Genomic DNA, 25,954 nt, shown 5'->3' on the forward strand with positions numbered 1-25,954 from the left:
TTAAATCCCCAAAAGAAAAATAAACACTAACGCAGCAACGGTTTGAACAGCCCCAACTGATAGTCCGTAAAGCAAAAAGCGTGGACCTTCTTTTAAGAATTTTCGGAAGTCTAGGCGCAGGCCGATGGCAGCTAAAGCAGTGGTTTCAAACCAAGTGCTGATAAAATGAGCGCCGTCACTGAAGACTGTTGGCAAGGTAAAGAAACTATTGATGATACAGAAAATTAAAAAGCAAGTAACATACCAAGGGATCGGGAATTTTTTCTTCGATCCTTTTGTTGCTACGAGATTGTCTCGCTGTGCTTTGCGTTCAAAAACAAAAACTACGACCACTAAAAAAATGATCCGGGTAATTTTGAAGAGCATCGCATATTTGACGGTTTCTGGATTCACCAAGCTTGCGCCGGCAACGACTTGTCCAACAGATTGAAGGGTTCCGCCGAGAAGTGCACTTTTGCTCAATAGGGCATCGCCAAACAAAGACATACCCAAAAATGGCAGGGTCAGCATCATTACTGTTCCCAGTAGATTTACCAGAGTGATGATCTGTCCTTTTTCTTCATCATTGGCTTCGATCGCAGGAGCAATTGCACCAATCGCTGAAGAGCCGCAGACCGCATTTCCTCCAGCCATCATCATGGCCATTTTTTCATTGAATCCCAGCTTTCGGCCAATCCAATAGGCACCGCTGATGACAGTTGCCATAATCAATACAATGAAGAGCAGTCCCCTGATCCCCATTTCTCCAATCGTTTGGAAGGTCACGGTAAAGCCTAGCAGAACGACTGAGTATTCTAATAAACGACTTTCTGAAAATTTGGTTCCTTCAGCTAGAACTGATTGTTTAAAGAAGGTATTTCCTAAAATGATCCCTAAAAGAATCGCTAAGGTGGCACCTCCTAGTTTTGGTAAGAGCAAGGCCAATAGTTTCGCTAAGATCGCTACGCCAATGGATAGTCCCAAACCGGGCAGGACAGGTTTAGATTTAGTGTAAAAACGAGTAAACATATACAAATTCCTTTCTATCGTTAATTTTGAATTAAGGTTGTACAGGTAAAGTAAGTCGATGAGCGCTCTTTATTTTTAAGGTACCTTTTATGGAAAAACTCAGATGATTTTCATTTGACCAACAAATTATAACTGATATCTTTCATTATTATAATTTATTGATATAATACCTTAGATAGAAAAAGATAATGGAAGTGATTACGATATTTAAATGGCTCGAAACCTTCAAGGTAGTTTATGAAACGAAAAATTTCTCGAAGGCATCGGAAATTTTGTTTATTTCCCAACCAACCGTTTCCTCCCAAATCAAGCAGCTGGAAAACGAATTCGGTACGCAGCTATTCATCCGCAGCGGGCGGAAGGAAGTGCTGGTTACACCGCAGGCGGAAATTTTGTACGAGCGAGTCGTTGACTTGATGGACGATTGGGACAATCTGTATCAAGCTGTCCAAACCAATCAACAGCAGATCGTTCGTTGTGTGATTGGCGCTTCTCACACGTTTGCCAATTATGTTTTGCCCGCACTTTTGATCCCACTGCATCAGCAGTTTCCGCAAATACGCTTTAGTGTTCAGATGATGAATTCTTTAGAAGTGCTGCAAGCAGTGGAGCACCATACCGTGGATATTGGATTTATTGAGAAGCCGTTGTCTGCGCCAACGATTAAGCGGTTTTCACTGATGGAAGATCAGCTAGTTTTGGCAGGCGATACGGAAAAAGGTCCTTGGCTAGTGAGGGAGAATACATCCGGCGTTTATTATTACACGAAGCGGTTTTTAGAGGAAAAAGACATTAATGGTCCTACTATGGAAATTCAAAGCAATGAAGTGATTGTGAGTTTACTGAAGCAAGGCTTCGGCTGTTCATTAATCTCTGAAAGAGCGGCTGAAGGAATTAACCACCGAAGATTGGATGAGAGTTTCAAGCGTAATTTTTACCTCATTCGTCGCAAAGCCAGTGCTTCTGATGATATCGAAAAATGTGCCGAGTTTATTTGCGAGTGGAGTAAACAGTAAAAATAACAAAAAAGCAGCCATCCCCGTTTTTATCAAAAAAGGGAATGGCTGTTTTTTGGCGATTAAGGTTTTACCGCGTGACTTAATTTGGTTAAATAGTGGACCACTTCTTCCAAACGCTGAAAATCAACGATGGTTAGATTGTCTTTAGGAGTATGCATAACCGCGTCCATTAATAAATACATGTTTGTAGACGCGACAGCGAGTGCGGGAATACCAGCTCCCGCAAAGAGCATATGATCGCCCATCGGCCAAGGTTCGACTTTTTCAACCGTTGGATAATCCGCGGTAAATTGATCCAACTGTGTGGTTAATGGTTCGGGACACTCATAAAGCGAGTAGGAAATTGTACTATTCTGCATACCAGCCCCATCAATGTTCATAGCGAAGGCATAGTTTTCTGGTTGATTCAATGATTGTTCTAGGAAGGTCATTTCTCCTGGCATTGAATAGTAGTCTTCGCCGTTAAATAAAACAAATTCAAGTGGATGTTCTACAGGTGTTTGAAGCAATTCTTCAGCTAGTGTCAGTAGTAAAGCGACACCAGTTCCGTTATCTAACGCTCCTGGAGTGGTTGGCTTGGTGTCGATGTGGGCGGAATAGGCAAGCTTCTTTTTAGTCTCATTGGTTTCATGATTTTTATAAGTAGCAATCACATTTGCGGCGACAGCGGCTCTTCGTTCCGTAAATAGTTTTAGTGTTGCGCTTTTTTTACTTAATAATGTCGATAAATAACAACCTTTGACTGTTCCACATGGAACATCGAAGTCGCCATCTTGAATGATCGGTACGGCGACCTCTTCAAGAAAGCTGACGGTAATGACCGCTAAAGGGTGCTTTTCTTCTAGTTCGCGAATGATGGCTTGATGCTCTTCAGGATTCCAAAAGGTCATACTTTTCGGCATAAGGGGTTCCTTACACAAATCACCGTACATCACGCAAATCTTATCGGTTAACGCGGCGGCTTTCAATTCTTGAATTGTTTGGACGAAAACCAAGTCACCATGTACATCACAAGGCATCGCATACTCTGCTGCCTCCACTTCAACGCTTTGCCCATCTGCAATTAGTTCCGCCCCGCTATTTTGCCAATCCATACAAGAAAATTCCTGCAACCGTACTTCATACCCCAACGAGCGAAAGGTTTCCGCCGCATAATCAACCGCGGCTCTATTTCCCGCTGAGCCAGTTGCTCGCGGACCGATTTCTCCACACAATTTTTCCATATGACGTACCAGTCTTTTTTTACTATTTTCCACTTTGCAACACTCCCTTTAGTTGATACCATAAGTATAGAAGAGCTAGGAGAGCTAGGAGAGCATTTCTTGACTTTCCTTGTGATGTGCGTTCCACTTATGAATTTAATGGAGGATATCTATGGCGAATTTAGAACATGCGGCGGCAGTTACTCGGATGCAGACATATATAGAAGAAAATTTAGAGGAAGAGATTACCCTGCATGCGTTGGCTCAGCAAGCAGGGTATTCACCGTGGCATTGTGCCAAAATGTTTAAGGAGTATACCAACAAGTCTCCCTTTGAGTACATTCGAAAATTACGCTTGTCGAAGGCAGCTTTAGTTTTACGGGATGAGCAGCTGCGGGTGATTGATGTCGCTTTGGATTTTGTTTTTGATTCCCATGAGGGCTTTACACGAGCTTTTCGGAAGCAATTCGGTGTAACCCCAAAAAGCTATCAGAAAAAGACACCGCCAATCCCATTGTTCACCCCGTATCCGGTGGAAAGCTACTATTTGATGGGAGAAGAGCATGAGGATCTGCCGCCACTGTCGAAAAATTTACATGTTCGATTGATTGATTTTCCAGCGCGTAAGCTGATTTTACTGCGGGGGAAGAGGGCCGAAACCTACATTGACTACGCAAAAGAAGTTGGCTGTGATGTCTGGGGTGTTCTCGCGAGTATTAAGGAAGCCTTGTATGAACCTGTCGGCCTGTGGCTGCCAGAAAATCTCCGTCTATCGGGAACCTCTATGTATGGGCAGGGAGTCGAGGTTCCGGCTGATTATCAAGGAATTGTTCCAGAAGGTTTCGAAATGATAGACCTTCCCGCCTGCACCATGCTGCTATTTCAAGGGGATCCTTACGACGAAGCTCGCTTTGCCGAAGCAATCAATCTAGTAATGGAGCAGATCGATCAATATGATCCCAGCCTGAATAATTGTCAGTGGGCGGAAAAGGATGTCCCGCGTATCCAATTGGAACCCCAAGGCTATCGCGGATATATCGAAGCACGACCCGTACATTTTAATTGAAAAAGCAGCGCTTGCGAATTTTTCCATAAAAAAGTTCGCAAGCGTTTTAACGATATTATTATGAAGGAAAAATTCGGCTGATTTTTTTGTCAACCGTTTCGTTGAAAAATCGGTCGAAAGTCTGAGGTGAAGGTTTCCCCGAGTGATATAATTAGCTCAATCACAAAGAACAAAAAATCAGAAAAAGGTTGGGATAAAAATGAAAAGAAGAGGTTCAGGTATTATTGTTGGCATTGCCGTCATCGTCTTGGCAATCGGCGCCTATTTGATAACGACATATAACTCATTGGCTTCAGCGGAAAACGATGTGGATGCAAAATGGTCGCAGGTAGAAAATGTGATGCAGCGACGGGCAGATTTGATTCCGAATCTAGTAAACAGTGTCCAAGGCAGCATGAATCATGAAGAAAAAATTGTTAAAGAAATTACTGATGCGCGTAAGGCATATAACAGTGCGAAGACACCAGCTGAAAAAGATGCAGCCAATGAACAAATTGATCAAAGCCTAGGAACGATGGTGAACGTTATTCAGGAAAATTATCCGACCTTGGCTTCGAATGAAAATGTCAAAACCCTGATGGTGCAGCTGGAAGGAACAGAGAATCGGATTTCAGTTGAACGGAAAAATTATATTGAAGAGGTCAATGATTACAATCAAAGTCTCGTTCGCTTCCCAAAAAACATGGCAGCGAAGGTCTTAGGCTTTGATAAGAAGGCGAATTTTAAAGCTGACGAAAAGGCCAAAGAAGTACCAGATGTCAGCTTTGAATAAGAATGGGTGAGGAAAAATGAAAAGGGAAGAGCGTACTTCAGGGAAACAGCTCCATAAAGAAGTCGTTGGCAATTATCGCAAGGTACGCAAACGTAATGGGGTCTTTTCCATTAGTTTAGTACTGGTGATGCTGCTTAGCGGATTTGGTTTCGTTAATCTTTTTGCAAGCAATGGGTATAGCGAGAAGAAGGAAGCCTATGATCAGCAGCTGACGACCTTGGAGCAAGATCGAGAAGATATTTTGTCTGGTAAAAAAGTTACGGTCAATCAATCCTTCAAGAAAACGCTGGATGACAATTTAGCGAATTTGAAAGAATATCCTAAAACAGCCAACAACTATGATGTGGCAATTGAAGGAACAAATGGACATTTGACCATTAACAAGAACAATATCTTTGTTTCTGACAATGCCAACATGCTGAGTCAGAAAACAAAGCAAAAAATCTATCAAATGAACAAACAATTGGCCGCAAGTACCAACGGCGCACAGTTTGAAGTGGTCACGGTACCAGAATTGCCGCGGGGAGAAGACATCGAGTCATATGCCAATACGATCTTCAATCAGTTAGGGATCGGCGACAAAAACGAAAACAACGGTGTTTTGTATCTGATTGCTTTGGATGAACGAGAGTTTCGTCTCGAAGTCGGCTATGGTTTGGAAGGTCTGATTCCTGATGGGAAAGCCGATGACATTATCAACGATGACGATGTGGTAGACGCCTTTAAAGACGAAAACTATGATCAAGGCGTCAACCAAGTCTTGGACGAAGTTTTCGCCATCATGAATACAAAAACGGCTTTAGTAGATTCTCAGATCAAGAATGTTAAGAGTCAACGGACGCAGCTGATGTTCTTCCATTGGACAGGGCTAGTCGTCTTAGGTCTGCTTCTTTTCGTCAGTCTGTTACTCGTCGTTAATCTGATACGGGCGCGTATTTTCTTAAAAGAAAACTACAGGAAGTATCAATCAGAGACCGCATCGGTCACAGGTGAGACAGAATTGAAACGGACGGTGAAACACACAGAGCTTTATCAAATACTCCTCAGCGGATTAGTGATCGGGATGTCTGTAGGCGGCGTCAAGCGTGCGATTATCCAAGGCAGATTGCTGCGCAATCCCGCCGCTGAAAAGAAAATGTTCGGTCGTATTTTGATCGGGGATACCTTATATTCAGGCAATGGCGATGTATTGACGACTGCTTATCTAGCATCGAACTATAATTCCAATAACTGGTCGGATAATGACAGCGGCTCAGGGGGCGGTTCTTCTTGGGGCTCCTTCGGCGGCGGATCATCCGGTGGTGGCGGTGCTTCAGGCGGCTGGTAATGAAATAACTATGAAACGAGCATGGGACAATTTTTGGTCTCATGCTTTTTTTATAATAAGTATTTTAAAAAAAGGTTTTATATTGGTCGTATATCTTCATACAATAATTATTTTTTACAGATGAAATTAGATTCGGCTAAAATGGGTTTCGTGACAATCTTTTGAAAAAAATACAGAGGATGACGATGATGGAACTAATTTCCTTATTAGACCGAAATGAACGAACACAGTGTTTAATTTTAAAACATCTTTTAAAACAGACGAAACCTAGTCCTTTGCCTGAGATGATGAAAAAGATCGATGGCTCTAAAAGATATTTAAAGGAACAATATCAGTTACTAAAAAAACACACCTGTTCTTTTCCAGGAGTTGAATGGAAAGAAACACCTGAGGGAATCATTTTTCAAAAGCCCCATGAACTGAATGCGGCAGAGATCTATTATAGCTACCTCATTTCTTCTATGAATTATAAGCTGTTACGCTTGCTATTTTTACAAGGAAGACTGGACGCAACTCAAGTGATGCTAAAATTTTACATCAGTGAATCTTCTTACTATCGTCGAGTAAGAGAGCTGAATAAAGTGTTGGCTGAGTTTGATTTAAAAATAAAAAATGGGCTGTTGATCGGAAAAGAATCACAAATTCGTTTCTTTTACTTTGAACTTTTTTATGAAGGGGATTTATTGAAAAAACTTGAGGAATCCAATACGGATCCAGAGATAAAAAATCTATTAACAATCGTTCAGGAGCAATTAAATACAACATTAAGCCGTTTTGAATATCAACGATTTTTCTGCTTTTACGAATCACAAGAAAGCGGCTGTCTAGCCAGTACCTAGGGGATACTAATAATCTAGAAATTTTGACAAATTATTTACGAGAGGATCCCACCTATCTGCTCGTGAGAAATCTTTTTGAGCATTATTTGAAGCGCTATAGTCACACAAAATTGGAAAATGAGCTTACATTGCTATACTTGTTCATTCAAAGCATCGGCGTACTTCCATATATGTCGCCATTTTTTGAGCACACCTATATGTTAGTTGAAAAAGGCGAGTTATTTGGCGATACTCATCATCTAATCAATCAAATGAATCATCTATCAATGGAGTATCTATCAAATTGTCTGGTTCCTCTCGATTTGGATATAGAGGACGAACGATTGAAAATCTCTACGATTTGCCGAATCAACATGTTGATTTTGTATTTCGAAGGAGGGTTTGTCTACTTTGACAAAGAAGCAGCTTTTGAACTGGAAGAATTAGTTCCTGAACGAAATGTGAATCAAGAAGCGATACAATTACTCAAAGCACTTTATTGTACTGCTGAAAAAGAATTTCATATGAACGGCAGCAAAGAAGTAAATCTATACACCCATTACGCTTTATTACTAGGCTATTTACTTCGAAAGTACCCAACGTATTTACGGGTTGGCGTTGATTATGAAGGGTCACGGTTAGGTCAAGCGACATTATTAGTGTATTTGAAAGATGTTTTACAGGAAGGCGGCGTTATCGTAGAACAGTTCACGGCTTCTAAACACTATGATCTTGCTATTACTAACACTTCGCCAATCGAAGTAGGAGAAAATGTCGATCGCCTTTTTTTGTTGACTGATTTTATTTCTCTGAAAGAGATTGACGATCTGAAACATATCATTCGCGAAAAGTTAATTCAAAAGCGGAAAAATAAATATTAGAAATTTAGACGAAAGAACTCTTTTTTGGGTTCTTTCGTCTTTTTATATGAAAAAAAGAAAGAATTGTCATAATATTCATGGCTGTACTCTTTTTTTGACAAAACAATAATTACTTTTTAATTATAATAATTCTTATACAAACAGAAGGAGTGAAAACTTATGAAAAGAAAATCTTTATCGATTGCGGCTATTGGGTTACTGTCAGCAGGTCTTTTGTTGCCGATGACAGCATTAGCTGAAACGACGCAACAAAACGCATCGACAACTACAGGAACAGTAGCGTTTTCCGAACCGACAACGCCGGTAAAACCCGTTGACCCAACGGATCCCGATACACCAGCTACTGGAGAAACGGGTCCATTGACATTAGATGTTTTGCCGAACCTTAATTTTGGCTCTCATGAAATTGCCTCTGGATCACAAACCTATTCAGTCGAAAAGCCTGCGAAACCAGAAATCCAAGCATCTGACCGTCGCGGTGTTGGCAATGATAACCAAGCACAAGGCTGGACTGTCAATGTCTCGATGACCGATTTCACTTTAGGCGGTGCGGCAAACGCTCAAAAATTAGAAGGTGTTTCTCTAGATTTCAGTTCAGGAAGTGTGAAACCCGCTAGCTCTACACAAGGCGATGCACCTACCGCTCAAGACGTTACTGGATTAAACAGTGCCGATGGCGCAAAAACGATCTTAGGTGCAAAACATGGACAAGGTTTAGGAACGTGGGTCTCTTCTTACGATCCATCAAATATTAAATTAACAGTACCAAAAGCCGCAAAAGGGGCCTTTCAAGCTACACTAAGTTGGACCATCAACGACTCGCCTGTACAATAATACTTCAAGGGGAGTTTACTCCCCTTGTTTTTGAAAGGAAATTGTTATGGTAAATCAAAGTAAGAAAATTATTATGATTATAATTACTTTTGTCTTTCTAGCTTTAGGAAATCCAAGTTTGTCGAATGCGGCCACGGCGCCTGAGGGGAATTTTGGAGTAAAAGCTGTTTTGCCGGAAAATCAAATCGATAAAAACCTTGGGTATTTTGATTTGCTTGTAACACCTAAACAAGAACAAACCTTAGATGTTGTCTTATCAAATAGCGCTAAGAATACAAGAACGTTTGAGGTTTCTGTAAACCCTGCCGTAACGAGTGATGGTGGAACGATCGATTACGGACAAAAGGATGCTAAGTTAGATAAGACGATTCCCTTTGACACGAGAGAAGCTGTCACCGTTGAACATTCCGAGTATCAGGTGCCGGGAAAATCCGATATTACGATCCCGATCAAGGTTCAGTTACCCGACACACAATTTAAGGGCCGTGTATTGGCAGGCGTCCATGTCAGTCCAAAAGACGAAGAAAAGACAAAGCAATCTACTGAGGGGAATAGTGTTTCAATCAAAAATAAAATTGGTTACAACTTAGCGATTGTTTTACAACAGTCGCAAGAGAAAGTTTCACCAGATTTAAAAATGCTGGAGAGCAAGGTGGCTGCAATCAATGCTGCCCCAAATATTCAACTGCATTTTCAAAATCCAGCATCCACGATTATCAGCGATCTGGTATTCAAAAGCAAAGTCTATCTGAACGATAAACTTTATCTGGAAAATACTTCAAATCCGTATTTAGTCGCACCAAACACAAACTTCCATTTAAATTTAGATCTGAACAAGACGAAAGCAGAGCCCGGTAACTATCGGTTAGAAGTAACGGCAAAGGACAATAAGGATCATACGTGGAGGTTCACACAAAGCTTTACTGTGAAAAAAGAGGCGGCTGATACGGTAAATAAACACTCGATCCTGCCAAAAGAGAAAAATGATTCTTGGGTCGTGATCCTCTTGGCGGTATTATTGATCGCAGCATTAGTAGTGATTATTTATCTTTTACTTAAACGGAGAAAAAAGGAGGAGTAATGATGGGTAGAAAAGCAGAGATTTTGGTGCTAATGATTCCAATATTCGCAGCTCTGTTTTTCTCCGCTCCTTCACTGGCAGAGACAAGTTAGACAACCGCTGGTATTCGGTTTTATGATTCAAACCCTGTACCTCATAATCAAGTGGCGGGAAATCCTTCGGGTAAGCAACACTCGATTCTCTATGAACCGGATGTGAAAAACGGCCACTATCCCAAAACGGGCAGCAAGCAGGATGGTATCTTATTTTCGATTATCGGTGTTGAATTATTGATTATTCTCTTATTGTTTATTTTTCGGAGAAGGAAGGAGGGCGATAAGCATGATAGGCAAACTTAAGTTTATGCCGGTAATTCTGACATTCGCGATGTTGTTTATTCTTAATGCGGGAAACGTTTCAGCAGCACAATTGCAGCCTTTGAGACCAGATAATCAGTATAATTTGCTTGGGGCTCATTACACTGGCGCAGGCGTTTATCAAGCTTCTGGAACAACCCCAACATTAACCGCAAAGTACACTAGTGCTTCTCCCAGTGATCCTTGGCGCGGAGGGACCTTTAATATTAACTGGAGTGATCGTGTTCGATTGGGCGTAGGAAGCGGTCAATTGGTAACTTCCCCCGTATACGGTTTTGCTTTTGTAGCCCATGTAAACTTGCCGCAAGAGGTAACGGCAGATCAGGTTCTCGCAGGCATGGATTTTAGTACCGCAAACTTAACTATTGGCGATACGCCCTTCAAATTAAAAAGCGATAATTTTGAAAAAATTGGCGATCATACATTAAGACTAACGTTACGTACATGGAATGCTAGTAATTTACTGAGCGGTATTTACAAACTTCTGACAAGCGGTAAATTTTCACTTGATAATTTGTATGTAAATTTCAATGTCAATGTGGACGTTGCAAAAATGACTGCGGATGGCAATTCTTTAGATACTTCCCCCAATAAAGTACTCACAACTGGAATGTTTCCACCCGCCAAAACAAAAAAATCAACAATCAGCGTTGATTTTTATGGTGCAGATCAATTGGTGGAGGGTTCAGGCTTTGGAGGATTTTCACCAACAGGACGTTTGTATGCCAACCTAAACTCTGACGGATCATTTGTGACTTCCAACCGCTCTACCGCGACATACGCCAGTTGGAACAGCTATATTTCCCCTTGGGATAATCAAAAAGAATACAATACAAATACTGATAATTCTGAAGTGGTCTCAGGCGGCAACGCCAATTTGCCGGGAAGTGTGGGGCAACGTATGTTAATACCGAAACTTGCCTTGGGCACCTATCAGGACATTGATACTGCTAATCCTACTCGATTTGATCGTGTGGTTAATTTCTTTACCAAGGAAAATGTAACAAAGGGGGCATCATTAACACATACACCTCACCAAACAAATGGTTTAAATACAACAACATCAGTGATTTATTCGGGAACAGATGCTGACAACACACCTTTGTCGCCAGTAACGATGTTAGTTGATGATGCTCATCAAGACAATGCAACCATAAAAGTAACGAATCTGACGAACAATGTTTCTTCTACTGGTCAAGTTTACGGGACAGTTATCCCAGCTAATACCAACTATCCTGTGGATTTTCAGTGGACGGCGCCATATTTAAAGACCGGGCAAATCAGGTATCGTATTTTAGATACTTCAGGAAATCCTGTTAAAGGGTTTGAAGATCAGCCGCTTTTGTCAATCAAAAATACAAAAGACTATTCATCTGCGCATCAAGAAACGGCAAAAGTACCGCAGCTTCCAGAAGGACAGTATTTTTATGATTTTAAAATCATCGATGATTACGATCCAGATAATGCACAGTGGAACTACAGCAATCCTAGTACTCGCTTGAATACACCTATTTTGACAGTAACGGATATTCCCCAGATTGAGGGGAGCGCCACACTAAAAAATACCGCTACAGGTGAAATAGGCAGCAGTGTTACTGGATATAGCGGCAACCAAATCCAAGAAAAAATTGATTACACGTTTAAAACGGCGGGTGGAAAACCATTATCTAACCAACGAGTCACTATCGGTATTCCTACGAACACGACCTATAATACTGGCAGTGTAAGTGTCACGTTGAATGGAAATAAATTAAACAATGTGAAACCCAGTCAAACAAACAACACGATTACCTTGCCAATTAATCATAATTTGACAAAAGAAGATCAATTGGAAATAACTTTTTCTTATACAATCAACCAAATTAGTAATACGGTAATAAATACTATTCCCGCAAAGTTCGATGCAGATGTGGCATTCGACGCTGGACTAGGAACAACAGTACCAATTTCTCCAATCGTATCGCCGAGTCAGACCATCAATGTACCAAAAGAAGAACTGACCTTAGTCAGCGTGCCAAGTGACTTAAATTTCGGAAATACGATCGTTAAACCATATATTCCTGTCGACGTTCCTTACTTAAATCAGAATTTCGATTTTGATGTGAGAGACACGAGGAGTTCACAGGACAATTGGCAAATATCAGCATCTTTAAGTAAAGTTTTCCAAACGAGCGATGGTCAAATATTACCTAAGGCCGAGGTTCTATTCGATAATGGGAAAACAAAAATGCCTATTCAAAAGGATAGTACGACACCAATTTATTCCTATACAGGAACTGAAAAAGGCGACATCAAGGTTGATCTAACTAAACAAGCAAAGATATATCTGCACCTTGAGCCTGACGCCTCTATTCAAACAGGTAAAACCTATTCCGGTGAAGTCGATTGGCAATTGACAAATGGACCTGCAAGCTAGTTTTCTTAATAAAGGCCAGTGAAAAAAAGATTTGATTGAATTTTACGGTCCAATCAAATCTTTTTTTAATAGATTGCAAACGATAAAATTTGTGAACAATTCGAATATTTACTCCTTCTTGAAGTCTTCCTGATTATAATAAATAGGAAGACTTTTATTTTTTGTCCGTTGCAACGGTCAAAAACGAGTGAAGCGTTTTCTTTTCGACAGGTTATGATAAAAACAAGAAGGGGAGGTTGATAGCCGTGGGAGCAAAGAAAAATCGTGAACAAAGGCTGTTACTACTTCTAACGAAACGACATGACTACATTACGTCCGATGAATTGGCGGAGTACCTAGGAACGTCGCAAAAAACAATTTATCGCCTAATTAAAAAAATCAACGAAACACATGGCGAAGGACTGATCCAGTCAGAAAAGGGGCGAGGCTACAAATTAAATTATGAAAAATACATCAGTCAAACGAATGTACAATCAAGCCAGCGCAGTCAATATTCACCACAGGAGCGCAGGAATCGAGTAACGGAGGAGTTATTGCTTTCCTCACCAAATGCCAAAAATGTTTATGATCTGTTTGAAGACTATTATGTCGGGGAGTCCGTTATCTTCAGCGATGAACAGCTGATTGCGGAACATCTGCAGCGTTACGAACTGAAATTAGAACGGAAGCAGCGGACATTAGCCGTTTTAGGAAAAGAGGCCAATATTCGTCGTGCGATCGCTGATTTGATTCAGATGCACAACATTATTGAGATCGACGAGCTGAAAAATAATTCAGAATTGAACTTCAATAATTACGACGTATTGTTTATTTTAGACCAGCTGAAACTAATCGAAAAGCAATTGCAGATGACGATCCCGTATCCATACAACGTAAATATTTTTTCTCATTTATACATTTTGATCAGTCGTTTGCGAAAGGTTCGCAAGCTGCCAAATGAAGAAATGAGTCCGCTTTCTAAAAAAGAGCAGGAACGTTTGGAGCAGGACGCGGCACTTTATCAAGTCGCAAAGGCGGCAATCAAGAATGTAGAAAATTATTTGCAAAGTGAGCTGCCTGAATCGGAGGTCTACTACCTTTATCAATACCTAACTTCATCTCGGATGCAAGGGAGCTTGAGCAAGGTAACAAAATTTTCTTCAAAGGTCGTAGAGATGACCAATATGTATTTGAATGGGATGAGTCAGCGGCTAAATATTCCCATCAAGGGAGATTCCATCTTTTTAGACCTTGCGAATCATATCAAGCCGATGATCAATCGTTTAGAGCATGGCATTCATGTAAAAAACAGTCTGCTGGATCAAATCAAAATGACCTATGAGACGATTTTTACCGATGTTGCGGATGTTTCAGATGAAGTCAGTCAGCGCTTTACATTGCCAAAAATCAATGAAGACGAAAATGGCTTTATTACTTTGTATTTCGCAAGAATTATCGAAACAAATCAATTACCGATTCGTACAATCATCATGTGTACGACAGGTGTTGGGACTTCTGAGCTCTTACGGGTGAAGATCGAGAAGAAATTCCCTGAATTAGAGATCGTGGATGTGATCGCTTCACGGGACGCGAAGCATTTTACAGAAAAATATCCAGGAATTGATTTGATATTAACAACAATCAGTGTCAGTGATACCATTCCCGTTCCATCCTTATTGGTGAGCGCGATGTTCACACGAGACGATCAAAACCGACTCCAAAAGAAAATCGAGGCAATCTATGATGAACGATAATTTTTTCCAAGTCTTCTTGGATCAGCCATTTAAAGACAAAGAATCGATTCAACGTTTTATCGCAGAATTTGCGAATAGAGCGGAAGCGGAGGAACTTATCGCTTTATTGAAGCAGCGTGAAAAGGTCGGCAATACCATGATCGCAGAGCATGTGATTTTGCCTCATCTAGAAAGTCCAAAGATCAAACAAAGCCAAGTCTTACTGATCCGTTTAGCAGATCCGCTTGATTTTGATGGAAAAACACCAGAGGTTCAACTGATTATTGCGATTCTCTTGAAGAGCAATGAAAGCCAAGAAATAAAGAAACAAATCGCGCAATTCACGCGCCGATTAGCAGACGATGAATTTTTAGAGAAATTACTCACTGCTGAAAATGAAGCCCATTTTTATCAGCTATTAGCAGAAAACAACTAGGAGGAACCATTATGAAAATCGTTGGAGTAGCAGCATGTACCGTAGGGGTTGCTCATACATACATCGCGCAAGAAAAATTAGAAAATGCCGCAAAAAAAGCGGGTTGTGACATGAAAGTAGAAACACAAGGAACGATCGGGATCGAAAATGAATTGACACAAGAAGAAATCGATCAAGCAGATATCGTGATATTAGCCGTGGATGTAAAAATTTCAGGTCGAGAACGTTTCGACGGCAAGCGCATCATCCAAGTACCAACTGAGGTTGCTGTGAAGTCACCGAACAAATTGATTGAAAAAGCGCAAGAGGTTGTTGCTCAGAAGGTTTAGGAGGAATTGACATGGAAGTAAAGGACATCGTGGATTTAGATATCGTCAAAACTAATATGACCGCCAAAACGAAGGACGACGCGTTGAATGATTTGGCGAATCAGCTGTTGGACAATGGCTATATTTCAGAAGTAGAAGGCTTTATCAAAGACATTTATGCCCGTGAGGCGGAAGGCCAGACGGGTATCGGGAATTACATCGCCATTCCTCACGGGAAAAGCTCTTATGTAAATAAAGTAGGCGTAGCAATTGGCATCAATCAAGAAGAAATTCCTTGGGAAAGTTTAGATGGCAAGGGTGTGAAGGGAATCATTCTTTTCGCGGTAGGAAATGACAATGATGGGGCAACCAATCATTTGAAACTATTGTCCCTTTTTGCTAAAAAACTAGGAAATGATGAAGTGGTTGGCAATCTGTTACAGGCGAAAAAGCCAGAAGATGTTGTTGAAGCATTCGCTTAGTTAAATGGAGGAAGAGAAATGAAAAAAATTAAAGAATTAAATCTAAAAGGGCACTTATTGACGGCGATCTCGTACTTGATTCCGATCGTCTGCGGTGCCGGGTTCTTGATCGCTATCGGGATGGCCTTTGGCGGCTCGAGTCAGGATGCATTGGTGCAAGGAGAATTTACGATCTGGGACGCGTTAGCTACGATGGGTGGTAAAGGCTTAGGGCTGTTACCTGTTGTTATCGCGACTGGAATTTCGTATTCAATCGGTGGGAAACCAGGGATCGCCCCCGGCTTCATTATTGGGTTGACGGCAAACGCGATCGGCGCAGGATTTATCGGCGGGATTTTAGGTGGTTACTTAGCAGGTTACTTAGTATTAGCAATTTTAAAATATGTCAAATTACCGAATTGGGCGAAAGGCCTAATGCCAACCTTGATTATTCCATTCCTAACATCGATTATCGGCGGCTTGATCATGGTGTATATCATTGGTGCACCGATTGCAGCGTTGACTTCGTTACTGACAAACTTCCTAGACGGGTTAGGCAATTCATCCTTGCTAGTCTTTGGTGGTGTGATTGGACTATTGAGTGGTGTCGACTACGGCGGTCCTATCAACAAAACAGTTTTCGCTTTTGTATTAACGATGCAGGCAGAAGGTTTGAATGGACCAATTACCGCGTTACAGTTAGTAAATACTGCAACACCGATTGGGTTTGGTTTAGCCTTCTTTATCGCTAAATTATTTGGTAAAAACATTTACACGAAGCTAGAAGTTGAAACATTAAAATCAGCGGTACCGATGGGTGTCATCAATATCGTTGAAGGTGTCATTCCACTAGTGATGAACGATCTTGTTCGTGGTGTTGTAGCTACAGCTATTGGTGGCTTTGCCGGCGGGGCAACAACAATGATTCTAGGCGCAGATGCAACGGTTCCTTTTGGCGGAGTATTGATGATTCCTACCATGTCACGACCATGGGCAGGTGTGATCGCCATCCTAGTCAATGTAGTAGTAACCGCCGTTGTGTTGGCAGTGATTAAGAAAAACGTCACAGAAGAAGACGCAGCGATGCAAGTTGAAAAAGAAGAAGACGACATTAACTTAGAAGACATTCAAATCTTCTAATCCAGAAAGAGTGACGACACATGAAAAAAGTAGAATTCTCTCCATCATTAATGACGATGGATTTAGACAAGTTCAAGGAACAGATTACCTTTTTAAACGACCACGTAGATTCTTATCATATTGATATTATGGATGGCCATTATGTGCCTAATATTACCTTATCCCCATGGTTTATCGAGGAATTAAGAAAAATCACTACACTGCCGATGTCGGCCCATTTGATGGTAACCGATCCAAGCTTTTGGGTGCAACAGCTAGTGGATATGCAATGCGAATGGATCTGCATGCACGCAGAGGTATTAGATGGCTTGGCATTCAGATTAATCGACCAGATTCATGATGCCGGTTTGAAGGCAGGGATCGTCTTGAATCCTGAAACACCGATTGAAACAATCTTCCCTTATATTGAATTGGTTGATAAAATCACGATCATGACGATTGACCCAGGCTTTGCTGGGCAGCGTTTCATCGAGAGCACCTTAGATAAAATCGTGGCTTTACGTGAACTGCGAGAAGAAAAGGGCTACGGTTATGTGATTGAGATGGATGGCTCATCTAACCGCAAATCCTTTAAACGAATTGATGCAGCCGGTCCGGATATTTATATCGTAGGGCGCAGCGGTCTGTTCGGTTTAGACGAAGATATCGCCAAGGCATGGGAAATCATGGTTACTGATTATGAAGAAATGACTGGTAAGAAGCTTACTTACGTAGAAGCAAAATAATTTGGAAAACTTGGGGTCATTCGGCTCCAAGTTTTTTAATGATTAAGTTACAGAAAAATCCAATGAATAAAATAGCTATCAATTATGCTTTGCAGGAGGAGAAATTTTCTAGACATGAAGGGGCGGATTTGTGATATAGTAAACAATAATGTAAACGCTTTAAAAAGAATGGAGGAATGTCATGGAATATCGAGGACCCATGCTGGTAGTGAAGGATATGGAGCGGTCAAAAGCCTTCTATCGCAAAATTTTAGAGGTGGATATTGTTTCTGATTTTGGCGAGAATGTGACCTTCAATGGCGGTTTGTCACTGCAAACGGAAGAATCATGGATCCGATTTACGGGTTGTGACAAAGAGATATTCAACTATCAGAATAATACAGTGGAATTTTATTTTGAGACGAAGGATTTCGATGGTTTCATCGAACGGACGAAAGAAGAGGACTTGGAATTTTTGCGAGACGTCGCAACGATGCCTTGGGGGCAAAAGGTTGCCTGCTTCTATGATCCAGATAAACACGTTATCCAAGTAGGGGAGGATCTGACGGTCATGGTGAAGCGGCTTGCCGCAGATGGAATGACCGTAGAAGAATTAGGAGAGACGACCTTTCTTGGAAAAGAAATGGTTGAGAATATGCTGAATAGTTAAAAAGTTGAAGGCCGAAAATCACGGTCTTCAACTTTTTTATTTTGTCTAATTTTCAAATTGGGCTTGGTGGAGTTGATAATAGCGTCCACGCTTAGCCAATAGTTCTTCATGAGTGCCTTGTTCGACGATGTTGCCATCGTTGACCACTAGAATCAAGTCGGCTTCACGAATCGTTGAGAGGCGATGGGCGATGATAAAGGAGGTTTTGTCCACCATTAATTTGCCCATGGCTTCTTGGATCTGCAATTCTGTTTGCGTATCGACATTTGAAGTGGCTTCATCAAGAATTAATAATTCAGCATTGAGGAGCATCGCACGTGCGATGGTCAGCAGCTGCTTCTGTCCTTGAGAAATGGCTAATCCATCCTCAGTCATCACCGTGTCATAGCCCTTTGGCAGCTGAGCGATAAACTCATGGATGTGAGCAGCTTTGGTGGCTTTAATCACATCTTCTAGCGTTGCCTGCTCGTTTCCGTAGGTCAGATTCTCAAAGATGGTTCCGGTGAAGAGCCAGGTATCCTGCAGAACCATAGCATATTGTTTTCGCAGACTGCCTCGAGTTGCTTCTTTAATGTTTTGTCCATCTAAGTAAATCGCGCCGCTATCTGGATCATAAAAGCGCATCAGTAAATTAACGATGGTTGTTTTGCCTGCTCCTGTCGGCCCGACGATGGCGACGACACTGCCGGCGGTAATATCAAAGGATAAATCCTTGATAACAGGCTGCTCTTTTTGATAGCTGAAGGAAACATGATCAAAGCGAACATCTCCGCGAGCTTTCTTGAAGACGTGGGCATTTGGTACATCTTGAACTTCCGGTTCTTCATCCAACAGCTTAAAGATTCGTTCAGCCGCTGCGATAGAAGACTGCAGATCGCTGAATATATTTGCCAGCTCATTGATTGGTCCGGAAAATTTCCGTGAGTACAAGACAAAGGATGAAAGCTTCCCTAACGTTAAGTGACCGAACAAGAATAAAAAGGCGCCTAAAATACTGATTAACGAAAGTGAAACATTATTGATAAAGTTAACGGAAGGCCCAGTCATGCTGCCGTAGTATTCCGCATTATAGTAAGCAGACATCGCTTCTTCGTTCTTTTTGCCAAAGCGAGAAATCATCGTTTCTTCTTGATGATAGACTTTGGTAGTTTGTTCTCCGGATAAAAGTTCCTCGGTCAAACCGTTTAACTCACCTAGCTTGGCTGAACGCTTCCGGAATAACGGCTGGAATTTCTTAGACAAGAAGCGTGTTAATAAGATCGAAGCCGGTACTGTCACTAAGAAGATCGTCACCATTAATGGTGAGATTACCAGCATCATGACAAAGGAGCCGATGATTGTGACTAGACTGCTTAGAACCTGGACTGAATCACTCGCTAGGGAAGTATTGATCGTATCAATGTCGTAGCTCATCCGGCTGACGATATCGCCAGTTTGATGTTGATCGAAATACCCAACAGGCAGTGAAACGATTTTTTCGAAAAGATCCTTCCGTAAGCGAAAAGCGATCTTTTGACTCAAGTAGATCATCAAACGGCTGATACCGTAGCTTAAAATGGCTGATGCCAAATAGAAACCCACCATCAAACTACAATAGAAGAAAACTTTTTGGAAAGCGACTTGGCCTTTACCGATCTGGATGGCATCAATAGCATAACCAGAGAGAAGAGGGCCCACTAAAGCAAATAGATTGCTGGCGATCGTTAGGATCACGGCTAAAAACAGCAGCCATTTGAATTGGTATAAGTATCCCCATAAACGGAGCAGGGTACCTTTTCGTGAATTCTTATTCTTCAATGGCTTGCCCTCCCGTCTGACCTTGATATATTTCCTGATATGTTGGATTCTCCGCTAATAATTCTTCGTGGGAACCATAGCCGATCATTCTTCCTTTATCCAGCAGCAGAATCTTATCCGCATGCTGAATCGAGCTAATTCGTTGAGCAATCAGGACTTTTGTTGTTTCACTAAAATGTGTGCGAAGCGCTTTTCGTAAATTCGCATCGGTATGATAATCTAAGGCACTTGAGGAATCATCTAGTATTAGTAAATCGGGTTGACCGATCAGCGCACGGGCCAAAAGCACTCGTTGTTTTTGACCGCCGCTGAGATTTTGTCCTTTGGCTTCCAAATGGTGCTCCAAGCCATCCGCTAATTTATCAATGAATTCACGAGCCTGCGCGTCATCAATCGCCTGCTGGATCTGTTCTTCAGTAAAGGAACGTCCGAACAAAATATTTTCGCGGATACTATCAGCAAACAGAACATCCTTTTGTAAAACAGCTCCGATTTTTTGATGCAAGGCATCCAGCGAGTAATGCTTGATTTCTTGTCCGTCCAGCAGAATTTGACCGGAAGTTCGATCATACAAGCGTAAGATCAGACTGGCAATCGTCGTTTTACCGCTACCGGTCGCACCCATGATCCCTAACGTCTCCCCGGGCTTAACACTGAAGCTGATGTTCTCAATTGCAGGCCCGCCATCAGGGTAGGCAAAGGTGACGTCATCAAAAACCAATTTAGTAGCCGCGGTTTTTCTTTGCTCTAACGTTCCTGGGACTAGGGCTGGTTTTTTACGCAAAACTTCATTGATCCGATTCGCAGAAGCGAGGCCGCGAGAATACAAAACGAAGATCCTCGTAATCGAAAGCATCGCATTCAAAATAATCGTGAAGTAGGTTAGAAAAGCGACGATGACGCCTGGTTGAGTCAGCCCAGCATTCACTCGATAGGCACTGACCACGATGACAAGTGTCAGCCCCAAATTTAGGAATAAATCTAAAAGAGGCGGTGAAGCGGCTAGAGTAACATTAGCGGTTGTCTCAGCATTCACTAAAGATTGATTGACATTTTCGAATCGCCGCCGTTCAAAGGCTTCTTTTGATAAAGCTTTAATGACACGAGAACCTGTGACATTTTCCCGTACTGTCAAAACGAGCTGATCGACTTGCTTTTGCAGCTTGCCAAATAATGGGACACCCTTTTTAGAGATATGTGTGACCATGACAAAGATAATCGGCATCACAGCAACCAAAACCAAAGTCAAAACCGGGTCGAGTGTTGTGGTAATGAGGATTCCGCCCACTAATAGGATCGGTGCGCGAATCCCCATCCGCATCATGACGCCGAGGGTCAAATGAATATTGTACGTATCAGATGTTACACGTGAAACCAATGAGGAGACACCGACATCTTCCATTTGGGTCGTGTCCAAATAAGTGATTTTGTGGAAGAGATCGCCACGAATATGTTCGGTGGTATCTTTTGCGATCCGTGAAACCATTCGATTGGCAATGATGTTCGCCCATAAAGCGAAGGCGGAGGCCGCTAGCATTACGCCTCCCCAAAAAAGAATCTTCTTTGGATCCTTTTGCGGAATGACGTAATCGAGAATATACGCCAAATTCCACGGAAGAACCAATTCCATCATGGTACCTAAAAATTTTATAATAACCCCTAACGTGACACGAGAACGATAGGGCTTCAAGTAGTGAATAATTAGCTTCATTTTTCCTCCTTACGACACATTTCTATCTCTGCCTTTTCCATCATGTGCTGCAATCCAGACAATACAGCCTCCTGTTGCTCTACTGGAATCTCAGCCAGTAGTGTTTGATTCCAGGCCCCTAAGATGGAACGGATTTCTTCTTCTATAGCTAAGGATTTATCAGTCGGGTAAATTCTTAGCCGTCGTGCATCTTTTTGATCGTTTTTGCGAATAATAAACCCCTTTTGCTCCAGCTGGGCCAGTTGCCTAGCAACATTGCTTTTATTGATAAAGAGTTTGCAGGCCAGCTCTTCTTGTGAAATCCCCGGCTCAGAGCAGATACTTAGAATATACGCGTGATGCATTTCTCCTAATCCTATTTTTTTAAATTCCTTTTCCCGATAGAACGCTGAAAGTCGCGCGATACGGTTAATCATTTTTACAAAAGAATCCACCTGAAGCTCCTCCTCTGATAATCTCCTGAAGCACTAAACAAACAGTTAATAGTATAAAAGAAAAAGGTTGCGGGCGCAACGATTAAACCTTCTTCTTTATAACTAGGGACAGAAGGGGGCAAAGATTTTTTTATCAATAGTCCTGTGCAACAATTAACATTCTTTACACAAACAAAACAATCTTTATTTTATCTTTTCGTGAACTTGACGGGGTCTTTACAATGCATCGTTATACTTTTTATCGAAGGGGGCTCAATTGCTCGGTTCATTTTATACAGCAGCAAACAGTTGGTTGAGTGTTCCGTATTTACCTAAAAAGGAGAGATAAGTGTGCTAAAACTTGAAAACATCATAAAAAAATTTCAAGAGACGACCGTATTGGAAAATATCAATTTAGAAATTGAAGCTGGCGAGATTGTTTCGATTCTTGGACAATCCGGCTCTGGTAAAACGACGCTGTTGAATTTGATTTTGGGTTTGGAAGAACCCAGTGCAGGAGAAATTTACTTTAATGAAAAAAGGATTACTCATACGTTGATGGAGAAACGTCCATTTAATATTGTTTTTCAGGATTATGCGTTATTCCCTAATTTGACCGCTTATCAAAATTTGACCTATGGCTTACGCAATAAAAAGGATTGCTCCACCAAAGCGGAGGTTGACGAACTGATTCAGCTATTGAATTTAGAAAAGCATCTAGACAAGCCAATCCATCAATTGTCAGGGGGACAAAAGCAACGGGTCGCACTTGGACGAACGCTGGTGATGAAGCCGCAATTATTGCTGCTTGATGAGCCGTTAAGTGCTTTAGACGGTGTGATCAAAGAATCCATCAAGGAAAAAATCCAAGAGATCGCTCGAAAGCTTCATCTGACTATCGTGATCGTTACCCATGATCCTGAGGAGGCTTTGACGATGTCTGATAAAATCGTTGTTCTTGATGAAGGAAGAATTGCTCAATGCAGTTCACCGATTGAGATTATGAGTCAGGCGTCTTGTCATTTTGTTGAAGAGTTTATCGTCAATCAATTAGCGATTAAGCAGCAAAATATCCAACAAATTTTTCAACAATCTATGAGAAGAGTGGCATCATGAGAGCCTCATTTTCACTGAAAAGGGCCATCAGCTGGCTAGTCCTGCTCTTTTTCTTTTTATTTTTGGCTTATCCAATCATCCAGATCATTCTTACGGCTTTTTCCCAGACGGATGGAGAGAGCCTGCATATTTTCACTAAAGAGTGGGGTACTTCGTTTTCGAATAGTTTGAACTATTCGTTGGCAGCAACTAGCTGTTCGACAATCTTAGGCTTTTTCTTGGCTTATGGAAATAATTTTACGCGAATCAATCGGCGGTTCTTGAAGGTCAATGAGAGTATCCTGCATTTTCCGATGCTTTTGCCGACGATCACCTATGGGTTTGTCCTAATTTATGCTTTTGGAAAACAAGGGTTGTGGAGCAAGGTTTTTCAACAGGAACTGTTCCACATCTATGGCTCCATCGGTATTTTATTAGGCTTTATCATTTACACCCTGCCGCCAATCTTTATTTTGATCAATAACTCGATGAAATATTTGGATACCCAATTATTCATCGTTTCCCGCTTGATGGGAGATAGCTGGTATCGTTCGCTTTACAAAACGATCTTAACGCCATTAACACGGGTCTTGGCAGTTGCTTTTCTACAGGGATTCTTTATGTCATTTACTGATTTCGGGATTCCCAGTGCGGTGGGAGGACAAACACCGTTTATCACGACACTATTATATGAAGGATTCATGGGAACGATACCGAATTTTCAATTTGGTTCACTAGTCGCATTAACGATGCTGCTGCCGTCAATCGTTAGTATCTTGATCCTAAACCATCTGCAAAAGAAGGTAGTACGTTATGAGCGGCCGCGTCAAGCAGTGATCAAAAAGAATGCGGTAAGAGATTGGTGCTATCGGGTTCTTTTTCTAGGACTGTCCTTCTTTATTTTGAGTGTATTCGCGGTTTTAATCATTATTCCGATGGTAACGAACTGGCCGTATGAATTGACACCGACGTTCAAAAATTTTACTCGTTTTCTACAAGATGACAGCTTGGTTCAGACTTTGAAAAATTCCCTGTGGATGGCCTTGTTGACTGCGGGATTTGGAACGATCATTGCCTATTTGGCAGCGATTTTGACTTCCAGAGAACGCAAACTTTATAGGGTGAATCAGCTTATCGATAGCATCGCGACGATTACGAATTCGATCCCCGGAATGGTTTTAGGAGTGGCTTATTTATTGCTTTTCAGTGGCAGTCAGCTGCATAACACATTGATGATCTTAGTGATTGTGACGATCGTTCATTATTTTTCAACCCCTTATCAAATGGCGAAAGAAGCACTGCAGAAGATGAATTTGAATTGGGAGAACACGGCCAAATTAATGGGAGATAGCTGGTTAAAAACGGTCTGGCGTATCTTGATCCCTAATTCTAAAGTGACCATCATAGATATTTTTGGCTACTATTTTTTCAATTCAATGGTGACGATCAGTGCTGTTATTTTCTTGACCAGTGCGAATACAATGGTTATTACCGCCAAGCTAAAAGAGCTTCAGCACTTCGGTCGATTTAACGATATATTTATGCTTTCCTTGTTTTTACTACTGATCAACGTAATCATGCAAGGACTTATACAGCTTATTAAACGAATGCCTGCTTCCATTTTTTCAACGAGACAAATGAGAAGAAAGCCGAAAGCGAAAATAACGACTATCCATAGAGAAAAGGCTTAGGGGAAAGATATACGGATTGGAAATGAATACTTGAATATAAAAAAGGAGCATGATCAATGAATAAAAAGAAACTAGTCACTTTACTTGGAAGTCTGCTTTTCCTCCTATTATTAGGAGGTTGCAGCAAAGGTAACGCGGCGGACGAGAAAGTCACGATTTATACAAATGCCGACGAAGAACCAGTAGAAGTGATCAAGAATGTTTTGGACCAAAATGGCTACAAGGGCAAATACAATTTACAATCTTTTGGCACGTCTGAATTAGGTGGAAAGCTTTTAGCAGAAGGGAAGAATATTGAAGCGGACTTGGTGACAATGAGTACCTTCTATTTAACTAGCGCTCAGAAAAAAGAGAACATGTTTAAAAAACTTGAGCTGCCGATGGATTCCTTGGCGAAGATTCCTGATTACGCCGCCCCTTTTACAGTGCAGGAAGGAACCATCTTCTATAATACGGACATGATGAAGGAAATGAAGCTGCCAGTGCCAACTAGCTTAAAAGAGTTGGCGGATCCTAAATATAAGGATGCGATAGCTATTTCAGATATTAAACAATCCTCTACAGCTTGGTTATTGTTTCAAGCATTGGTGGACAATTACGGGCAAGAGGAGGCAAAAACAATCCTGCAAGGAATCTATAAGAATGCTGGAGACCATCTAGAAAGCTCTGGGTCCGGTCCATTGAAAAAAGTTCGCTTAGGGGAAGTAGCGATTGGTTTTGGTTTGCGTCATCAGGCAGTCAAGGATAAACAGGATAGCTTGCCAATTGATTTTGTCGAACCAACTGAAGGAACCTACACATTGACAGAATCTTTAGCTGTGATCGATAAAGGGGAAAAGACCAATCCAGAAGCAGAGAAAATGCTGAATTTGATCTTAGAAAAAGGTCGCAAGGATTTATTGAAGATTTATCCTAGTGCGTTGTATAAGGGAGAAACCGTGGATTCGGCAAAAGTTGCGAAGAATCAAAAAGTCTTCCCAGATGAGTTAACGGCGGAGTTATTAGAAAAACACCAAAAATTGGTTGATTAGAGAGG

At 41.4% G+C, this 25,954-nt stretch carries 25 protein-coding genes; 20 read left to right on the forward strand and 5 right to left on the reverse strand.

The features are described from left to right. Window positions 1-1,008, reverse strand: a complete 1,008-nt coding sequence (locus RV13_RS00185) for a YeiH family protein (RefSeq protein ID WP_010745076.1) — start codon at window positions 1,006-1,008, stop codon at window positions 1-3. Between the two features lie 188 nt (window positions 1,009-1,196). Between RV13_RS00185 and RV13_RS00190 the strand changes: the two genes are divergently transcribed. Continuing rightward, entirely contained in the window at window positions 1,197-2,024 is an 828-nt protein-coding gene (locus tag RV13_RS00190) for a LysR family transcriptional regulator (protein ID WP_010745077.1), read from the forward strand. A gap of 62 nt (window positions 2,025-2,086) precedes the next feature. Here the strand turns inward: RV13_RS00190 and RV13_RS00195 are convergent, their stop codons facing one another. Then, window positions 2,087-3,283, reverse strand: coding sequence for a M28 family peptidase (locus RV13_RS00195; RefSeq protein ID WP_010745078.1), 1,197 nt, complete (start codon window positions 3,281-3,283; stop codon window positions 2,087-2,089). A 118-nt stretch (window positions 3,284-3,401) separates the two neighbouring features. Here RV13_RS00195 and RV13_RS00200 point away from each other — a divergent pair, with 118 nt between their 5' ends. From RV13_RS00200 to RV13_RS00275, 16 genes are all read left to right on the forward strand, one after another. Then, window positions 3,402-4,295 (forward strand): helix-turn-helix transcriptional regulator, encoded by an 894-nt coding sequence (locus RV13_RS00200; protein ID WP_010745079.1) that lies wholly within the window; start codon window positions 3,402-3,404, stop codon window positions 4,293-4,295. 199 nt (window positions 4,296-4,494) lie between these two features. Next, window positions 4,495-5,067 carry a LemA family protein gene (locus tag RV13_RS00205; RefSeq protein ID WP_010745080.1) on the forward strand — a complete coding sequence of 191 codons (573 nt, stop codon included), beginning with the start codon at window positions 4,495-4,497 and terminating at the stop codon, window positions 5,065-5,067. 16 nt (window positions 5,068-5,083) lie between these two features. After that, window positions 5,084-6,394: a TPM domain-containing protein gene (locus RV13_RS00210; RefSeq protein ID WP_010745081.1), complete on the forward strand. Its 1,311-nt coding sequence runs from the start codon at window positions 5,084-5,086 to the stop codon at window positions 6,392-6,394. Between the two features lie 185 nt (window positions 6,395-6,579). Beyond that, window positions 6,580-7,233 (forward strand): helix-turn-helix domain-containing protein, encoded by a 654-nt coding sequence (locus RV13_RS00215; protein ID WP_010745082.1) that lies wholly within the window; start codon window positions 6,580-6,582, stop codon window positions 7,231-7,233. A 197-nt stretch (window positions 7,234-7,430) separates the two neighbouring features. Continuing rightward, entirely contained in the window at window positions 7,431-8,093 is a 663-nt protein-coding gene (locus RV13_RS00220; protein ID WP_143142286.1) for a hypothetical protein, read from the forward strand. Between the two features lie 159 nt (window positions 8,094-8,252). After that, window positions 8,253-8,927 (forward strand): WxL domain-containing protein, encoded by a 675-nt coding sequence (locus tag RV13_RS00225; RefSeq protein ID WP_010745084.1) that lies wholly within the window; start codon window positions 8,253-8,255, stop codon window positions 8,925-8,927. Window positions 8,928-8,973: 46 nt separating this feature from the next. Further along, window positions 8,974-10,008, forward strand: a complete 1,035-nt coding sequence (locus RV13_RS00230; RefSeq protein ID WP_010745085.1) for a WxLIP family cell surface protein — start codon at window positions 8,974-8,976, stop codon at window positions 10,006-10,008. Window positions 10,009-10,202: 194 nt separating this feature from the next. Further along, on the forward strand, window positions 10,203-10,346 hold the full coding sequence (locus RV13_RS21625; RefSeq protein ID WP_161349231.1) for an LPXTG cell wall anchor domain-containing protein: 144 nt from the start codon (window positions 10,203-10,205) through the stop codon (window positions 10,344-10,346). Further along, window positions 10,330-12,780 carry a hypothetical protein gene (locus RV13_RS00240; protein ID WP_010745087.1) on the forward strand — a complete coding sequence of 817 codons (2,451 nt, stop codon included), beginning with the start codon at window positions 10,330-10,332 and terminating at the stop codon, window positions 12,778-12,780. The genes RV13_RS21625 and RV13_RS00240 overlap by 17 nt, the downstream gene beginning before the upstream one ends. A 245-nt stretch (window positions 12,781-13,025) precedes the next feature. Beyond that, window positions 13,026-14,513 carry a BglG family transcription antiterminator gene (locus RV13_RS00245; RefSeq protein ID WP_010745088.1) on the forward strand — a complete coding sequence of 496 codons (1,488 nt, stop codon included), beginning with the start codon at window positions 13,026-13,028 and terminating at the stop codon, window positions 14,511-14,513. Continuing rightward, the gene (locus RV13_RS00250) at window positions 14,500-14,928 is read left to right on the forward strand and encodes a PTS sugar transporter subunit IIA (RefSeq protein ID WP_010745089.1); all 429 of its coding nucleotides are present in this window, start codon (window positions 14,500-14,502) and stop codon (window positions 14,926-14,928) included. Before RV13_RS00245 ends, RV13_RS00250 begins: the two co-directional genes overlap by 14 nt. Window positions 14,929-14,939: 11 nt before the next feature. Then, a complete protein-coding gene (locus tag RV13_RS00255) occupies window positions 14,940-15,257 on the forward strand; it encodes a PTS fructose transporter subunit IIB (RefSeq protein WP_010745090.1) in 318 nt (105 codons plus the stop codon). Window positions 15,258-15,268: 11 nt separating this feature from the next. After that, complete coding sequence (locus RV13_RS00260; RefSeq protein ID WP_010745091.1) at window positions 15,269-15,718, forward strand: PTS sugar transporter subunit IIA; 450 nt, start codon at window positions 15,269-15,271, stop codon at window positions 15,716-15,718. A gap of 18 nt (window positions 15,719-15,736) precedes the next feature. Further along, a complete protein-coding gene (locus tag RV13_RS00265) occupies window positions 15,737-16,837 on the forward strand; it encodes a PTS fructose transporter subunit IIC (protein WP_010745092.1) in 1,101 nt (366 codons plus the stop codon). A 20-nt stretch (window positions 16,838-16,857) separates the two neighbouring features. Continuing rightward, window positions 16,858-17,562, forward strand: coding sequence for a D-allulose 6-phosphate 3-epimerase (gene alsE / locus RV13_RS00270; protein ID WP_010745093.1), 705 nt, complete (start codon window positions 16,858-16,860; stop codon window positions 17,560-17,562). Window positions 17,563-17,743: 181 nt separating this feature from the next. Further along, window positions 17,744-18,211, forward strand: a complete 468-nt coding sequence (locus RV13_RS00275; RefSeq protein WP_010745094.1) for a VOC family protein — start codon at window positions 17,744-17,746, stop codon at window positions 18,209-18,211. A gap of 45 nt (window positions 18,212-18,256) precedes the next feature. Here the strand turns inward: RV13_RS00275 and RV13_RS00280 are convergent, their stop codons facing one another. Genes RV13_RS00280 through RV13_RS00290 form a run of 3 tightly spaced genes read right to left on the reverse strand, consistent with a single transcriptional unit; the run spans window position 18,257 to window position 22,153 of the window. Further along, on the reverse strand, window positions 18,257-20,008 hold the full coding sequence (locus RV13_RS00280) for an ABC transporter ATP-binding protein (RefSeq protein ID WP_010745095.1): 1,752 nt from the start codon (window positions 20,006-20,008) through the stop codon (window positions 18,257-18,259). Next, window positions 19,998-21,719, reverse strand: a complete 1,722-nt coding sequence (locus RV13_RS00285; protein ID WP_010745096.1) for an ABC transporter ATP-binding protein — start codon at window positions 21,717-21,719, stop codon at window positions 19,998-20,000. The genes RV13_RS00280 and RV13_RS00285 overlap by 11 nt, the downstream gene beginning before the upstream one ends. Beyond that, on the reverse strand, window positions 21,716-22,153 hold the full coding sequence (locus RV13_RS00290; RefSeq protein WP_010745097.1) for a MarR family winged helix-turn-helix transcriptional regulator: 438 nt from the start codon (window positions 22,151-22,153) through the stop codon (window positions 21,716-21,718). The genes RV13_RS00285 and RV13_RS00290 overlap by 4 nt, the downstream gene beginning before the upstream one ends. A 330-nt stretch (window positions 22,154-22,483) precedes the next feature. Here RV13_RS00290 and RV13_RS00295 point away from each other — a divergent pair, with 330 nt between their 5' ends. Genes RV13_RS00295 through RV13_RS00305 form a run of 3 tightly spaced genes read left to right on the forward strand, consistent with a single transcriptional unit; the run spans window position 22,484 to window position 25,949 of the window. Then, window positions 22,484-23,248, forward strand: a complete 765-nt coding sequence (locus RV13_RS00295) for an ABC transporter ATP-binding protein (RefSeq protein WP_060789268.1) — start codon at window positions 22,484-22,486, stop codon at window positions 23,246-23,248. Further along, window positions 23,245-24,918 (forward strand): ABC transporter permease subunit, encoded by a 1,674-nt coding sequence (locus RV13_RS00300; protein WP_010745099.1) that lies wholly within the window; start codon window positions 23,245-23,247, stop codon window positions 24,916-24,918. Before RV13_RS00295 ends, RV13_RS00300 begins: the two co-directional genes overlap by 4 nt. Window positions 24,919-24,974: 56 nt before the next feature. Then, window positions 24,975-25,949 carry an extracellular solute-binding protein gene (locus RV13_RS00305; RefSeq protein ID WP_010745100.1) on the forward strand — a complete coding sequence of 325 codons (975 nt, stop codon included), beginning with the start codon at window positions 24,975-24,977 and terminating at the stop codon, window positions 25,947-25,949. Window positions 25,950-25,954 lie beyond the last annotated feature (5 nt).

The organism is Enterococcus raffinosus, from assembly GCF_001886185.1.
In the GTDB taxonomy this organism is placed as follows: Bacteria; Bacillota; Bacilli; order Lactobacillales; family Enterococcaceae; genus Enterococcus_A; species Enterococcus_A raffinosus.